Source organism: Enterococcus sp. HMSC078F03 (genome assembly GCF_001811595.1).
Lineage (GTDB): Bacteria > Bacillota > Bacilli > Lactobacillales > Enterococcaceae > Enterococcus > Enterococcus faecalis.
In genome coordinates this window covers 1-15964 of sequence record NZ_KV805532.1, presented here as the reverse complement: position 1 = coordinate 15964, position 15964 = coordinate 1, and the positions used below count along the sequence as shown (strand labels likewise).

The window sequence follows — 15964 nt, the reverse complement described above, 5'->3', positions numbered from 1 at the left end:
GCATTTTATTCTAACTTAATTTGACAAATCATATAAGCTTAATCGGATGTTTAGGTGGAGTAGTATTTTCTGTAACATTATTTAGAAATAAATTTATTTCTAAATTAGGCAAGCTTTTTTAATACAACATGATTAACAGTAATAATCACTTTCTTTTTGCGATATATTATCATTAAAAGGATATAGATAATTTAAAAAAATACCCCCCATTGTCGTTCAAGAATTTTGGAGTTTCCTAGCCATTAGTTTTCTTATATTCAATTATTTTTCATTGTCCTATATGAAATTTTGCAACTATTCTAAGGCTATGAAAAAAACTAACCATCCTTAAAGAATTTATATCGGCATTAGTAATTCTAATATTTATTTCTTAGAGCAAAACCACTAATTGTTAGTTAAACTCTTTTTTTATTATACAATGCTTTTACTGATAAAAGTTCTATCCTCATTTTAATAAAAGATTATTTAAGTTTCCATCTAATGAATTTTACGGATTTGCTAACGTATTATTAATTGAGTAACCTTTTTCAAAATTGTCCCTAATGCTGTGAAACCAATACTAATTTCAACACAAATAACTAAAACTTTAATTATCTTCTTTTTCATTAGCTTTTATCTCGAAAACAAAAATTATAAAACGTTTTTTAACTTACCGTAACTATTCTTATTTTCTAAATGTTACAGAATAGTTACGGTAAGTTAAATATAGTACTTTCTTTCTATTTCATTGCCTGCTACGCTCTTTTTTATCTATATATTATCCATCAAATACACATTCATACTATCTATCATAATTTTTATATTCTATTCGTTGTACAATAGTTATAAGAAATATATTCAAACAAAACGCCTTTTCTTACTTAACTATTTTAATTTTCTAGAAAGCATAATCTTTTGTACTATCTATTTGCCTTAAATAATGCAATTCTATTTATCATGGAGACAAAAATTTAAAATATTACTTTATGCTTTTTGACTAACACTATTATATTAAATTGACTAACGTTTACTCTTGTAATTGATAACAAATCTCTTTAGTAGTAGAATAAACTTTACTATATACTTGAAAGAATTTATTATATAACAACACATTTTTTTCAATTGGTTGATATACTTTTTTATATTTCACAAACATTTTAATACAACTATCAATGTTTGCACACATACCACAACCAATAACTGCTAATATTGCAGCTCCCAAGCTAGGACCCTGTTCCGTTTCCAATGTAGTGATAGGAAGGCCAAAAATATCAGCCTGTATCTGAAGCCATTGTTGATTTTTCGTTCCTCCACCTACAGAAATAATTTTTTTTATTTTCAAATTTTTTCTTTGTTCCATGATTACTTTAGATTCTTTTAATGAAAAAGTTATTCCTTCAATAACTGATCGTGTAAAATGTTTTAGACTATGTCGACTATCGATACCAATAAAACTCCCCCGAATTTGACTATCTTGATACGGAGTTCTTTCTCCTCTTATATAGGGAGTAAAAATCAAGCCCTCACTTCCTACTATTACTTCATCAATATTCGCTAACAAATCAGAAAATTCTACATCTTTAGCAAATGTATCTCTAAACCATTTTAAAGAATTACCTGCTGCCAACGTTACTCCCATGGAGTAATAAGAATTAGGCAGAGCTGAATTAAATAAGTGGAGATTACCTTGATATTCGTTCTCAGCATCGTCTTCCATTGACAAAAAGACGCCACTAGTACCAATTGACAGCATTGCTACTTCAGAATTAACTATCCCAGCTCCAATAGCCGCACAAGCATTATCAGCTCCACCTGCAAAAATTTCCACTTTTGTTTCTAGTCCAAATCTATTAATCAACGAACTTCTCATATTACCAACTTTAGCTGAAGACTCAAATAATGTTGGCAAATACTCCTTAGGAATATTAAACTTATCAAGAATTGTCTTGGACCAAACGCGCTTTTTAACATCTAGCATTAACGTACCAGCTGCATCTGAATAATCCGTAGAATAACAACCAGTTAGCCAATGTACCAAATAATCCTTAGGTAACATTATATGCCTCGTTTTAGTCCAATTCTTTTCTTCATTTTCTTAAACCCATAAAATTTTTGGCAAAGTAAAGCCTTCTAAAGCAATATTTTTAGTAATTTCCTGTACTTCTCTCCCCATACAATTCATAATATCCTCACATTGTTTCGTTGTACGTACATCATTCCATAAAATAGCAGGACGAATTATTTCATTATCCTTGTCTAATAATACTAAACTATGCATTTGTCCAGATATACTAATCCCTTTCAATTCTTTTTTCATTTCGGGAAATTCACTCAATAAATCATTAATTACATTTTCAATTGCTTTAATCCAATCGTGTGGATTTTGTTCACTATATCCTGGTCTTGAAGAAAACAATGGATAATCTGATGAAGACGTAGCAATGACATCCCCTATTTCAGATACCAATAATCCTTTTAATGAACTTGTACCTAAATCTATACCTAAAACATAACTCATAATTATTAAATCCTTTCAAAAAAGCTGAAATACCTACAAAAGATATTTCAGCTCATTTTTCTTAATACAGATAATCATTTAAAATATTTTTTACATATTCTATATGACTTGATTCTATTATTGGTTCATCATTTTTTAGGGCATAATTAGTTAAACTTTCTAAATTTTCTTTTCCAGAAATAATTTTTGCTCCAATACCTTTTTTAAACGATGAATAACGCTGTTCTTTTAGATCCTCAAAGAAACGATCCTCTTTTAATTTCATCGCACTCTTTAATCCTCTCGCAAATGTATCCATTCCAGCAATGTGAGCAAGTAATAAATCTTCCATTTCAAAAGATGAACGTCTAACTTTAGAATCAAAGTTTATTCCCCCAGGTTCAATACCCCCATTTTCTAGTATTTCATACATAGCTAATGTAACATCATAAACATTAGTAGGAAATTCATCTGTATCCCAGCCAAGCAGAACATCACCTTGATTAGCATCAATTGAACCCAAGGCCCCATAGTTTCGAGCTACATTAAGTTCATGTTCAAATGTATGTCCAGCTAAAGTTGCATGGTTAGCCTCTAGATTTAGCTTAAAATCCTTTTCTAACCCGTATTTTAAAATAAATGCCATAGTAGTTGCAGCATCGAAATCGTATTGATGTTTTGAAGGCTCTTTGGGTTTTGGTTCAATCAAAAATTGTGGCTTGTGTCCAATTTTTTCACCGTAAAATATAGCCATTTTGAATAGACGCGCAATATTATCTTGTTCAAACTTCATATCAGTATTTAGTAATGTTTCATATCCTTCACGTCCACCCCAAAAAACATAATTTTCTCCACCTAATTTTTTTGAAACATCTAAACCTTTTTTTACCTGAGCAGCTGCGATAGCGTATACGTTTGCATTATTTGTAGATGCTGCGCCGTTGACATAACGAGGATTTGAAAACATATTTGCAGTATTCCACAATAGTTTAATACCAGTTTCATCCATCTTTTCTTTTATTAAATCTGTAATTTCATCAATATTAGAAAAGAATTCTTTTAAAGAGTTACCTTCTGGAGCAATATCAATGTCATGAAAACAAAAATATTCAACATCTAGCTTTTCTAAAATTTCAAAAAAAGCTATAACTCTTTTTTTTGCAGTCTCCATAGGAGATTCTCCCAACCAACTTCGCTTATTAACTGCTTTTCCAAAAGTATCTGAACCGTCTTGTGTCATAGTGTGCCAGTATGCTACAGCAAATCGTAAATGTTCTTTCATAGTCTTTCCCATAATTATTTCTTCTGGGTTATAGTGTCGAAACGCGTACATATTTTTTGTGTTCGTTCCTTCATATTTAATTTTTTCGATTTTTGGGAAGTAAACCATGTTAAAAGTCTCCTTATCATCTTTAAAATTGTTATTTCAATTCGATTAATATTTTTATAATTTATATACTATTGAAAATTAATTAGTCAGAGGTAGTTTTAATTTTACTCTTCCTCTTCTTCAGCAATTTGTAACTTCGGTATTTTAATACTTTCGGTACCTATTTTCAATAAATGTTCTACAAGATTTTCCTCTTTTATAGCAAAGAATGATTCTAAAACCATTCCCAAATTAACTCCAGTTATTATCTGAATTCTTGAGTCTTCACTTGCTAGCATCATGGCAGTATTTGCTGGAGTCCCACCCATCAGATCTGCTAAAATCACAATTCTTTTTGCATCATTTAAAGTACCAATAATTTTATCTAATTTATTAAAGGTCCCTTCAATACCATCATCAGGCGTCATAGAAACAACAGGATAATTTATTTGATCACCTAAGATCATTTGAGCCGAATTCAAAATTTCTTTCGCCATAAGGCCATGGCTCATTAAAATTACTTCGTTGGTCATAATGATCTCCTTTACAATATATCTTTTAAAAAAGTCTTTTTATCATCTGGTGTCATAATTGTTGTTATTTCAATATCTAGACTTAATAGTTTCTCAAAAGCAGATCGCTCTTCATCAGTGACACTAATATTTGGTCTTAAAACAGTAGTATTATTACGATTTGACATATTACCAACATTGATTCTTTTTATCTCTAAATCATTTTCAATAAATGGTAATAAATCTACGGGTGATTTGACAATCATCAGAACATTTTGTCCTTCATATTTGCCATTTTTAATATTACTAATAGCTGTTTCTTCAGTTATGATAGACGAAGAAATTCCAGCAGGAACTGCCATTCTTAAAACCTGCTTTTGTAAATCATTTTTAGCAACGTTGTCGTTCACTACCATTAAACGTGTTACTCCCAATTTATTACTCCACATTGTAGCTACTTGACCATGGATCAAGCGATCATCAATTCTAATATTGTTAATACCTTTCATTTCCATCGAAAATGCCTCCCATAAATTATTTTATTTTAAAATACCTAGAGCCGCTAAAACAATTGACAATACCATAACACCAAGAATTAAGTAAATAGGTTTAACGTTCTTCTTTAATGCCCAGAAAACTAAACCAACTAATAATGCAGGCAATAATCCAGGCATTATTTGATCCAAAATATCTTGACCTTTCATTGAAAAATTACCCTGTTTAAAGTTTAAAGTAATATTAGCTTTAACGACTGAAGGTATTAATGCCCCCACGACCATTAATCCTAAAATCGAAGTTGACTCAGTTAATAATTTCAAACTTTTTTCTATAGTAGCAATTAATTTTGTTCCTGAGGCATATCCTGCATTAAATAATGGAATACTAACTAATTTTAGCGCTACACTTACAACAATCCATAACAAAATTCCAACTGGACTACCATCAATAGCCATATTTGCTGCAATAGCACCAAATATAGTCCAAGGAATAACTACAAATAAACTATCACCCAAACCAGCTACCGGGCCCATAAGGCCTGTCTTAATAGATGTTACAGCCTCTTCTGTGTTTTCGTCAGCATTCTCTTCCATAGCTACATTAATACCTAAAATGTAAGGTGCCACCCAAGGATTAGTATTAAAAAATTGTAAATGATTTAATACCGCTTTTTGTAATGCTTCTGGTTTATTTTTATATGCTATTTTTAAAAATGGTAATACTGCATAACAATATGCTAGCGCTTGCATCTTTTCATAATTAGAAGAAACTGAGCTTGTAAAAAACCATCTCCACAAAACACTTCGTTTAGTTTTTGTATCAATGCGTAATTTTAATTGTTCGATATTATTCATCGTCATCCATCCCCCCTGCTATATTAATCACAGTATTCTTTACTAAATCTTGACTATTTTTTTTATAAATTATTAATGCAATAGCTGCCCCTACAAGCGCTACTCCTAATAAAGGTATTTTCATATAAACAGCCATTACAAAACCAATAACAAGATAACTAAAATATTCTTTTGCAGGTAAATATCGCAGTAGTAACCCTATACCGACAGCTGGTAGTAAACCTCCAGCAACAGTTAATCCATTGGTTAGCCATTCTGGAGTATACGATAGAATTGTATTAATTAATGATGGACCGAAAATTACTGCCAATGCTACTGGTATGCCTGTTGTTGCTGCTGTTAAAAATACGCCAAACATTTGCATTTTGGTAATCATACTATAATCACCTTTTTTCACACCTGCTTCAGCTTTGTGAACCATCCAGATACCTATGGTATTTCTGATAACATCTAGTTGGACCATCAATAAAGCTACTGGTATACCAATAGAGATTCCTACAGATGGTTTTTGCCCAGTAGTAATTGTAATAAAAGTTGCTACGATACTTGCTGTTTGATAGTCAGGTATTGAAGCTCCTCCAAAATTACTTATTCCCAAAGATAGTAACTGTAAAGTACCACCGATAAATAAACCTGTTGATATATCACCTAGGATTAATCCTGTAACAAAACCCGCTGTTACCGGTTGATAAGTTCCAAACATTGTTGAGTTTTTTTCAAAGTTAATAAAAAATCCATACAGCACAATTAATACTAATTGAAAAATACTTGCTTCCATTAATTTTCCTCCTTAATTACATCAAATAATTTTGAAAATTTACCTTTTTCACTTGTTTTGATAAAAATCGGGATTTGTTGAATGTCTGCTTCGACTACCACTGTTTTTCCACCATCAAAGTTTTCTCTTGTCCATAGGTTTGTCCAACTTTCACCTTTTGGTAAATAAACTTCTCGACTAGTTTCTTTATAATTTTCAATAGGCGCAACAAGAATCGCATCTCCAAATAAATAGGTATCTTCAATATTCCATGCATTCTGATCATGTGGATATTCATAAAATAATGTTCTCATAAGTGGATCACCAAACTCATGGGCCTGTCTCATCAACTTACTAATATAAGGCTTCAATTCTTCTCGTATTTTTATATATTTCGTTAGTATTTGTTCGACTTCTTTACCATAAGACCAAATTTCATTTGGAGCTCCGGTAACCATTGATCCTCCTCCATGATCAGATAATGGTTTGCTGTGTGGTAAGCGATCACCATGCATTCGTAAAATAGGCGAAAATGTTGCATATTGGAACCAGCGGACTAGTAATTCTCTAAACTCAGGATCTTTAGGATCTCCTCCATGAAATCCTCCAATATCTGTTGTCCACCAAGGTAACCCAGCCAACCCAACGTTTAATCCAGTATTTACTTGATTACGAAAAGCTTCAAAGCTAGAATCAATATCTCCTGACCATAACAAAGCTCCATAGCGTTGAGCCCCTGCCCATCCACCTCTTACAAGTGTAACAACTGATTGATTATTTCCTAAACCTTCAGAAATCATTGATAAATAATCGATTGGATACAAATTCCCAATTTGTAAATCGGTTCCTTTTTTATATCGATAATTATCGAAATCATATACAGAATACCCAGGCTCAGCTACATCTAGCCAAAAATATTTAACTCCTTTGTTAACATAATTCTTTTTAATGAGGTTCCAAACATATTCTCGTGCTTTCTCATTAGTCATATCAACAAAAATTGTATTTCCTTGAATTTGCATTGTTAATCTAACGCCACGATTTACTTTCACTAAGTAACCATTTTCTAGATATTCATTAAAATTCATTGCATCAGTTTGTACAGTAGGCCATATGGAAATAATTGGCTCTACATTATATTCATCTCTTAATGTTCTTAAAAATTGTTCAGGTTGAGGCCAATATTCTTCATCAAATCGATATTCACCTTGTTTAGGCCAATGGAAATAGTCAATAGCTATAGTTGAAAGTTTTATTCCCAAAGCATAGTATTTTTTTACAACATCCATTACTTCATTTGGAGATCGATAGCGTAGTTTACTTTGCCATAATCCCAATAAGTTTTCAGGCATTTTAGGAACTTTACCAGTTAAATCACTATAATTTCGAAGTATCTCTTTTGGGGTATCACCCGCAATTACTACATAGTCAATATAATTAGTAGAAGCCATTTTCCATCGAGTCATGTTTTTAGCAAATGATACCTCTCCTATACCTGGATTATTCCATAAAAATCCATATCCTAAACTCGATACATAGAATGGTATAGATACTTGTGAGTTTCTTTGAGCTAATTCTAGAACTGTATTCTTCAAATCAAGATAAGATTGTTGATATTGTCCCATTCCAAAAATCTTCTCACTTGATTCAGATTCAAATCTAGTTGTAACCTGAAAACCACCTTGTAAATTAGAGTGGTATTCTCTAGACTTCAACTTCAGCGTTGAATTAAAATCTTTAGTTATTTCAATTGTACCTGCATCTTCACTTCCGTCATCATGTTTGACAGCTCTCAATCTGATAAACTCTTTTAATAGCACTTCATTTTTTTCATTATAAAAAGTCAATCGGTCCCGATGGTCTAACACAACTCTAATTTTCCCGTTTATTAATTCTGTCTTATTTTCGTCTTGATTTATTATGACTGTACCTAAAGCATCAGGCTCACCAATTAAAGAATTAAGTCTATTTTCAAAGTTCATATCTACAAACGATCTGACTCTAACGGCATTTTCACCCCAAGCTTCTACAATCAATAATTCATCATCAAAAGTTCTCGAAAAAGATTTTGGTGTAACTTCAATCACATCTTCCAACCCACTTTCAATTTCTTCTTAATTAGTTTGTATATGATAACAATACTAGTAATCGCAACAATACAAACGCTTTCATATGCACTCCTTTTGCTCTCTCTGTGTCAACAAAAGGTTATAGATTAATTTGTTTTCACGATAAACTAATTAACTAAAAAAATAAACATAAGATAATCAGCATCAATGACTTGAAATTTATTCGTTAGCACGTTAAACTAATTAATAAATAGACTATAAAACAGGCTCAGTGAAATGTCAACTGTAAACGCTATATTTTTTTTGATAAATTAATTTGCTTTTAGCAAATAGGAATCTTAAACTTTAATTACAACTAATTTATTCTAATTTAAGGAGAGAAAAATGATTTCCAGCAAATACACTATTAGAGAACAAAATGAAGCTCAAATACTTAATCAAATTATAAAACATAGAGAAATATCTAGAGCCGAATTAAGTAAGATCACCTCTTTAAATAAAGCATCTGTTTCTTCAATTACAAACAAACTAATAAACGATGGATTCATCATTGAAAAAAGGATCGGAGAAGCTACAAATCGAGGAAGAAAACCTATCATGCTGACCTTTAACGGTAGTTCTTCAGCCTTAGTAATTGCAATTGATCTAGGCTATAACTATATAGATGGCGCATTAGCTTCTTTAGATGGAAAAGAAATCCATAGGGTTCAACTTATTGATACCTATGTTAACAAAAAAAATGTCCAAGATTTAATTCATAAAGTATTCAATCAGCTTACTTCAGATTGTCCTCATACCCATTATGGCATAGTAGGTATGACAATAGCTCTTCAAGGTCAAGTTCTAAATAATAAAATTATCAGTACTTCCTACAATGATCTTGCTGAAATAAACCTAGTTGAAATGTTAAACCAAGAATACAACTTCCCAGTATTCTTACAAAATGAAGCTAATTTATCAGCGTTGGGTGAATATACTTTTTCATCAGATATAGAAAACTTAGCATCCATTAGTCTTCATAGTGGCATTGGTGTCGGACTTGTGAAAAATGGTAAACTAGATGTTGGTAATAAAGGTTATGCTGGACAATTAGGACATACTATTTTGTTTCCCAATGGAAGAAAATGTACTTGTGGAAATCATGGTTGCTTAGAAAAATATTGCTCTACACAAGTGATTTATCACGAAATTTCGAAAGAGAAAAATCTCAATAAAATAAATTCAGATGTAGTTTCTATTCTATATAATAACAAAGAATCAAAAGTTGTTAAAATGATTGAACAATATGCCTACTATTTATCTATTGGTGTTAATAATGCTATCATGTTATATGCACCTGAATTAGTAATTTTCAATAGTCCATTAACAAAAAAAATTCCAGATATAATAAACATAATCCAAAGAAATTTAAACAATCAATTTACAAAAGACGTATTAGTTATTAACAGCCCTATCGAATGGAATCCTGTAATTAGTGGAGCTATCTCACTTTCAATACAGAAATTTTTAAATATTGAACAATTAAAACTCGGTAAATTAAATAAAATTTAGTACAACAAGAGCTTGAAAAATCCAGATAACAATTAATAAGATTGATTGACATCTGGATTATTTTTTGTATAAAAATAAGAACACCTTTGCTAAAATAAAAGTGACCAAACAAATAGGGAACTGACCCAATAAACTGAGACAAAAAAAAGCACCTCTTGTTGAATTCACGTTAAAATGAATTTAACTAGGAGGTGCTTTTTCAATGAAAAATTGAGTATCTTATCCTATTTACATCAAAGAAATGGCTATACAGATGAAAAAAGAGAATATTCCTGTAAAAACGATTATGGAAGAATTAGGAATTAAAAACAAAACACAAATTGACACATGGTGGCGTTGGGGTATCGTAATGGCGAGAATCATCATCGTCTGATTCAACCCGTTGAAAAAAATATGCTTATGGAAAAGGTCCAGAAAATCTATCAAATGAACAGCAGCTTAAAAATGAAAATAACTATTTAAAAATGCACATTGAGGTGCTTAAAAAGTTCAAAGAATTGGAAAGAACGTGGAGCCAGAAGTATTTGTAGAATTAGTTAAAAGAATGAAAGGAAAATTACCCATTACTGCATTGTGTCAACTTTTCGGCATTTCGCGAGCTACTTATTATCGTTGGACTCATCGAAAAGACTTGGGAAAGTTAACGCCTCTTGAAGAAGCTGTTCGTCGACTTTGCTTCCAGCATAAGTTTCGATATGGCTATCGAAAGATTACTGCGTTGATTAATCAGGAATACAAAGTAAATAAAAACACCGTACAAAAGATTATGCGGAAATATCATTAGAATTGTCGCGTGAAAATGAAGAAACGCAGTAAAGTGGGACAACCTTACACGGTTGTCGAGAACAAGCTAAATAAGTAATTTTCTTCAGACGCTCCTTTAAAGAAATTGGTAACAGATATTACTTATCTGCCTTTTGGTAAAAATCAATTGTATTTGTCTTCAATTATGGATTTATACAATGGTGAATTTATCGCCTATACCATCAGTGATAAGCAAGATACGGATTTTGTTCTGGATACATTTGATCAATTGCCTCAAACAACGGATTGTCTATTGCATAGTGATCAGGACTCTGTTTATACTTCTTTTAACTACCAGAACCAAATAAAAAAAGGCATTACCATGAGTAGGTCCCGAAAAGGGACACCTTCAGATAATGCTTGCATCGAATCGTTTCATGCCTCACTAAAGTCCTGAAACGTTCTATCTAGATGGGCTCACAAATGAACCTACATCCATTAAATCTTTACTTTTTGGCCAAAACACAACCTCCGAAAATAATGATTAAAACCACCTATCTAGTAGGCGGTATTGGAAGAAATAGTCTCTGAAGAACATTTCAACGTAACAGTCTATAAAAATTTTATTGTATTTATTTTTCTATTTCAATCTTAACTTCTCTAAAAAATATTGGTACAATCATTCATGACTTTTATTTAACTAGGAGGAAATCATGAATATACTCTTCTTAAGTATCTGCCTTTTTTATATAGCTACTATCTTAACAGGAGTTTATCACTGGCAAAATAACAAAAAGAAATAAAGAGACCATTTATTTTCCACCCTAAAATAAAAAGGTAACAACCGCAAAAAAGTCGAGGTTTAAATTCATGACACTATTATATTGAGGGTGCGATCGTTACCTTAGTTCATTTTACCAATTTTTTTGCTAATTTTAAATCCCTCATTATTTCTTCTTTTTCAATACAAACACAAGACGGATCAACAATAAGAAAATAGTTCCTATTAAGCCAAATAGAAACACTATTTATTCTCCAGTAGATGTGGTATTGTTCAAGTTCTATTTGAAACTGGACATGTTACTGATTAATATTGGTATTGATACAGTATCATTAAGTAGTAAATGATTCGCTAAAAAATTTGTTGCTAATCAAAAAGTAAAAAGGGGGAGGTTCTTGGAACATTGGACAACCCAATGATTAAAAATTCAGGCCTTTATGATACAATAATGGTTATTATAACAAACTCTAAAGGTTATTCAGAAGTAATTCCTATTTGTCAACAACTACATCTTACTTCACACCCAGAGCAATCATCTAAATAAAAAGATTGATTTTTATAGTATGACAATTTTTTTTCGTCAATAGTAATATGTTTTCGTCGAGCAATTTCATTAGCAATTACGGCAAAACGTTGTCGAAATTTATATATATAACAAAAAATGGTATTACCTTTGCGTACATTTGGACCAATTAAGAAAATATTTTTAGCAATTATTGATTCATCAAAATCATTCAAAAGAACTTGTCCATTTTCCTTATACTTAAACAATGATGCAGTAATAGATTTTATACCATTTTCAAAACCTGTACAAAGAATTGGTATATTTTCTACAGGTAATGATTTCCCATTTTCTGTAATCAATATATAACCAGTAGACGTTTTATCAATTTTTTTAACTTTGATAGTTGTGTATATTTTAATAGTATCTAATTTTTTTTGATTTACACGTAAATCAAAAAATCTCTGTCTTGTGCGTGGTGATAACCTTTTGCTTGGGTCAGCATCTCTTATATTTAACCCCAAAGTATCTGTATAAATTGTAACTCGTTTACCTAATTTAGCTAATTCAAGAGCTGCATCAATCGCACTCTCATTTCCTCCGATAATTGTCTGCTGATCCCCTTTAATTTCAATCCAAGAATTAATCTCGCCATAATGTAAACTATTCTTATAAGAACCTTTAACACTAGATTTATTCGGAAAAGAGAACTCTCCCATCGCAAAAATTATATATTCTGCATGAATAAATCCTTTTGTTGTTTCAAGCAAATAACCAGTTTTTTCTTTTTTAATAGATTGAACTTTACAATTTGTCTTAATAGGTAACTTATATTCTTCTGAAACTAATTGGAGGTATTTAGCATAATCTTTTCCAGATAAACGTTCCTTACCTAAAGTATATGAAGGAGATGTATCAATTGCTATTGCATTTAAATCAGGCATCCCAAAGCCATTACTTGTAAAAGAAGGAGTGATAAATCTTGTTTCCTCAGGCCATTTAATAAAACTATTACCTACCTGCTTTCTCTCTAAGATAGAAAAATTATTTATGCCAAAATCTTTCAAAGCAACCCCCATACCTACGCCAGCAGCGCCTGCTCCAATAATTATAACTTCTTTATTTTCCATTATTTACCTCCACTAAAATTTAAAGTCTTCAAATCTCTTCCTGAGTGTTATTATTGACTATTATTTTGATATTCATACACACTAGGAATAATTTTAATTTTTTTATCTAATACATTGAGAATCACAATCATTTACTATTTTTTTCAATAAATAATGAATCAAAAGACTTAAACTAAGGCTCCAAATACTGATTAAAAAAGTTCCAAATAATTGAAGAAAAAAGTCCCCTTTTTCTGCCATGACACCAGTTAAAATCGATCCTGCAATTCCACCCACTGCATTCATCCCAAAAGAATCTGCAGCGTCATCAAAGTTTGCTATGCGTAGATGCATTATGTGAATAACAATTGGACAAAGGGTACATACAATTACCGAAATTAATAAACTAATTGCAGGAGATATATATCCAACCGAGCAAGTACTACCTACTAATCCGCCGATTATTCCATTCATTATAGAATAGATAGATACTTTTTTTATTAAAATCCATTGGGTAAAAGGCCAGCTGATGCTACCGCCTAAAATTGAAATAAGTGTATTTAACCAAATTTGAATGGATTCTTCACCGATTTTTCCAGAAGGTGCCATATTAAATCCGAACCATCCTAGGGTAATAAATAGCATTCCTACAAAAGCTATCATTTCTTGTGATTTAAATATTAATGAATTCTTTAAACGTATTGGTGATGTTATTGCCAAAACAAGACTTCCAATTCCAGCAGTAGTATGGACTACTAGTCCGCCAGAATAATCCAGTACTCCTATTTTCCCTAGCCAATTTCCATGTCCCCATAACGAAAAGCAAACAGGTGCATAAACAAATACAATCCACAAAGGAACAAACAACACAATATATTTCCAATTACCTCTTTCTAATACTGAACCAATTATCATAATTACAGAATATAAGCAAAAAAGTAATTGTATCAGTATAGAAACAATTTCACTAGAAGCTAAGGGGCTATAAAAGATACTATATTGAATATTTCCAAAAAAACTTAATGAGTATCCTACAAATAACCAACATAGAGTACCAGAAATAATAGTTACTAAACCCAAAATTAAAGTATGATGTATATATCTGTGATTAACTAGACCAACATAGTATAAAATTACTCCAAAAATCATTAACCACATAAAACAAAAGCAAACAAAAATAAATAGGTTATTCATAAAACCTCCATTTAATTAACTGTAAATCATTACTTTCACTTAAAATATAACATTTATGAATGTTATTTAATAAGGACACTCCCATCTCATATTTGTTATTACATTCTTCCAAATAAAACTAAACTATATTGATATTAATGCAATAAAATATTTACAAAAAATCATTTTTTAGCATGTATGCCAAAAAATGATTTTAGTAAATATAATAATCCTTAGAATATTGTTGAACAATTTCTAAAATGAATCTGTGAGGAATACAGATACTAGTTTGCCCTGGTTCTGATATCCATCCTGTTTTCACCGCAATTTGATCTGGACTATTATCTTTTTTTACACGGACGTGTCCATTTTTAACTTCTATAGTATTATATTGCCCTTTTGATGGATAATACGTTTTGATAAATTCTTTTGGATTATCTAAATTTATACGCTCAATCTCTTTCCCATCTATCTTGACCACAGCATATTTAACGTCGTCAAAACTTTTTGGGGGAAATGGATTATTATGAAAAAAAATAAAATATGGAGAAAAAGAGATAGCTATTAAAAAGATAATAACTATTATGTCTCCTTTTTTCATCAGACCCTTTTTACACATTTTTAATTAGTGAACTGTTTTTCCATTTGTTTCTGAACATCTTGTCTTTACTCACCTTTCTTCAAGAAATTGTTGAATTTGAATCCGTACATCATAGGCACAATCTTTATCATTCAGTAATAATATTAATTCTTCTTTTAAACAAACGGGAACTTCCCAAAAACCATCTATTTTCTGGAAATAATCAGGATCATAATTATTAAAAAACGGGTACAATTTTAAAAATTCTTCAAAAGATAAATCATATTCTTCATAAAAGTCTTTAACTAATCCTTTTTTAAGAGCCTCTTCTGTTGGAGTGCCATTTTCATTAATAATATTCTTCATAACCATTATTCTGTATAATTCAGACTTATCATATCTTTCTTGTTCATAATCTTGATAAAATTGAAAGCTCTGTTCCACAAGTGGTGGATAAATAATATTCATTTTCTTCAATACTATTACCTCCTATTTTTTATCCATCACTTTTTTTCCACCATAATAGCCTTTTAAAGATACATGATGACTTTTACGATAATCACCAAGATTCTCATCAAACGAAATTTCAGGTGATTTTAATTTTTCATGTGTTCGACGCAATCTTTTTTTTGTTTTCGATGTTCTTCTCGCTGGTACAGCCATATTTATTACCTCCTGTGTTATAAAAGTTGCTGAAATACTTGAGCATTCAAACTATACTATTTGAAACTATTTATAGCGAAATATTACAGATAAAGCGAACAAATCGTAATGATTACGTTTTGTTCGCTTTATACTATCAAGCTGTGTCTAATTTGTCAATAACCTTTCTATAATAAATTAGTCTAGCATATAGCACAATTTATTAATTTTAAGATATTATTGATTACTTTTAACAAAAAATGGATAATCATACCATATATTTTTTATAAATTTATGGTATCCTTTAAACTGATGAGAGTGTAAAATATTTTGTGTAAATGAAAAAA

At 30.8% G+C, this 15964-nt stretch carries 13 protein-coding genes and 3 pseudogenes; 4 read left to right on the top strand and 12 right to left on the bottom strand.

The annotated features are described in order from the left end of the window. Window positions 1-1006: 1006 nt before the first annotated feature. The 7 genes and pseudogenes from xylB to HMPREF2810_RS01565 all read right to left on the bottom strand — a co-directional run bounded on the left by xylB (window position 1007) and on the right by HMPREF2810_RS01565 (window position 8562). Window positions 1007-2497: pseudogene (gene xylB / locus HMPREF2810_RS01595) on the bottom strand (xylulokinase). A 61-nt stretch (window positions 2498-2558) separates the two neighbouring features. Next, window positions 2559-3866, bottom strand: a complete 1308-nt coding sequence (gene xylA / locus HMPREF2810_RS01590) for a xylose isomerase (protein WP_002382853.1) — start codon at window positions 3864-3866, stop codon at window positions 2559-2561. Between the two features lie 104 nt (window positions 3867-3970). Then, window positions 3971-4378: a PTS sugar transporter subunit IIA gene (locus tag HMPREF2810_RS01585; RefSeq protein ID WP_002382851.1), complete on the bottom strand. Its 408-nt coding sequence runs from the start codon at window positions 4376-4378 to the stop codon at window positions 3971-3973. Window positions 4379-4389: 11 nt separating this feature from the next. Then, window positions 4390-4872, bottom strand: coding sequence for a PTS sugar transporter subunit IIB (locus HMPREF2810_RS01580; protein WP_002363085.1), 483 nt, complete (start codon window positions 4870-4872; stop codon window positions 4390-4392). A gap of 24 nt (window positions 4873-4896) precedes the next feature. After that, a complete protein-coding gene (locus tag HMPREF2810_RS01575; RefSeq protein ID WP_002358552.1) occupies window positions 4897-5709 on the bottom strand; it encodes a PTS system mannose/fructose/sorbose family transporter subunit IID in 813 nt (270 codons plus the stop codon). Continuing rightward, window positions 5702-6487 carry a PTS mannose/fructose/sorbose/N-acetylgalactosamine transporter subunit IIC gene (locus HMPREF2810_RS01570; RefSeq protein ID WP_002358551.1) on the bottom strand — a complete coding sequence of 262 codons (786 nt, stop codon included), beginning with the start codon at window positions 6485-6487 and terminating at the stop codon, window positions 5702-5704. The genes HMPREF2810_RS01575 and HMPREF2810_RS01570 overlap by 8 nt, the downstream gene beginning before the upstream one ends. After that, the gene (locus HMPREF2810_RS01565) at window positions 6487-8562 is read right to left on the bottom strand and encodes a glycoside hydrolase family 31 protein (protein ID WP_002382850.1); all 2076 of its coding nucleotides are present in this window, start codon (window positions 8560-8562) and stop codon (window positions 6487-6489) included. Before HMPREF2810_RS01565 ends, HMPREF2810_RS01570 begins: the two co-directional genes overlap by 1 nt. 357 nt (window positions 8563-8919) lie before the next feature. Here HMPREF2810_RS01565 and HMPREF2810_RS01560 point away from each other — a divergent pair, with 357 nt between their 5' ends. The 4 genes and pseudogenes from HMPREF2810_RS01560 to HMPREF2810_RS16185 form a co-directional block, all read left to right on the top strand. Beyond that, complete coding sequence (locus tag HMPREF2810_RS01560; protein WP_002358549.1) at window positions 8920-10086, top strand: ROK family transcriptional regulator; 1167 nt, start codon at window positions 8920-8922, stop codon at window positions 10084-10086. A gap of 508 nt (window positions 10087-10594) precedes the next feature. Beyond that, the gene (locus HMPREF2810_RS01550; protein WP_002367939.1) at window positions 10595-10870 is read left to right on the top strand and encodes an IS3 family transposase; all 276 of its coding nucleotides are present in this window, start codon (window positions 10595-10597) and stop codon (window positions 10868-10870) included. 102 nt (window positions 10871-10972) lie between these two features. Then, window positions 10973-11287 (top strand): annotated as a pseudogene (locus tag HMPREF2810_RS15125) (transposase); the annotation flags it as partial. Window positions 11288-11823: 536 nt separating this feature from the next. After that, window positions 11824-12155, top strand: a pseudogene (locus HMPREF2810_RS16185) (PTS glucose transporter subunit IIA); the annotation flags it as partial. On the opposite strand, the gene HMPREF2810_RS01545 reads toward HMPREF2810_RS16185, so the two are convergent. The 5 genes from HMPREF2810_RS01545 to rpmF form a co-directional block, all read right to left on the bottom strand. Continuing rightward, a complete protein-coding gene (locus HMPREF2810_RS01545) occupies window positions 12110-13243 on the bottom strand; it encodes an NAD(P)/FAD-dependent oxidoreductase (protein ID WP_002382848.1) in 1134 nt (377 codons plus the stop codon). The pseudogene HMPREF2810_RS16185 and the gene HMPREF2810_RS01545 sit on opposite strands and share 46 nt — an antisense overlap. 102 nt (window positions 13244-13345) lie before the next feature. After that, the gene (locus HMPREF2810_RS01540) at window positions 13346-14416 is read right to left on the bottom strand and encodes an ammonium transporter (protein ID WP_002387722.1); all 1071 of its coding nucleotides are present in this window, start codon (window positions 14414-14416) and stop codon (window positions 13346-13348) included. A gap of 193 nt (window positions 14417-14609) precedes the next feature. Further along, complete coding sequence (locus HMPREF2810_RS01535; RefSeq protein ID WP_002416065.1) at window positions 14610-15014, bottom strand: NusG domain II-containing protein; 405 nt, start codon at window positions 15012-15014, stop codon at window positions 14610-14612. 51 nt (window positions 15015-15065) lie between these two features. Next, window positions 15066-15443 (bottom strand): hypothetical protein, encoded by a 378-nt coding sequence (locus tag HMPREF2810_RS01530; RefSeq protein ID WP_002382844.1) that lies wholly within the window; start codon window positions 15441-15443, stop codon window positions 15066-15068. 21 nt (window positions 15444-15464) lie between these two features. Further along, a complete protein-coding gene (rpmF, locus tag HMPREF2810_RS01525) occupies window positions 15465-15638 on the bottom strand; it encodes a 50S ribosomal protein L32 (RefSeq protein ID WP_002358539.1) in 174 nt (57 codons plus the stop codon). Window positions 15639-15964 lie beyond the last annotated feature (326 nt).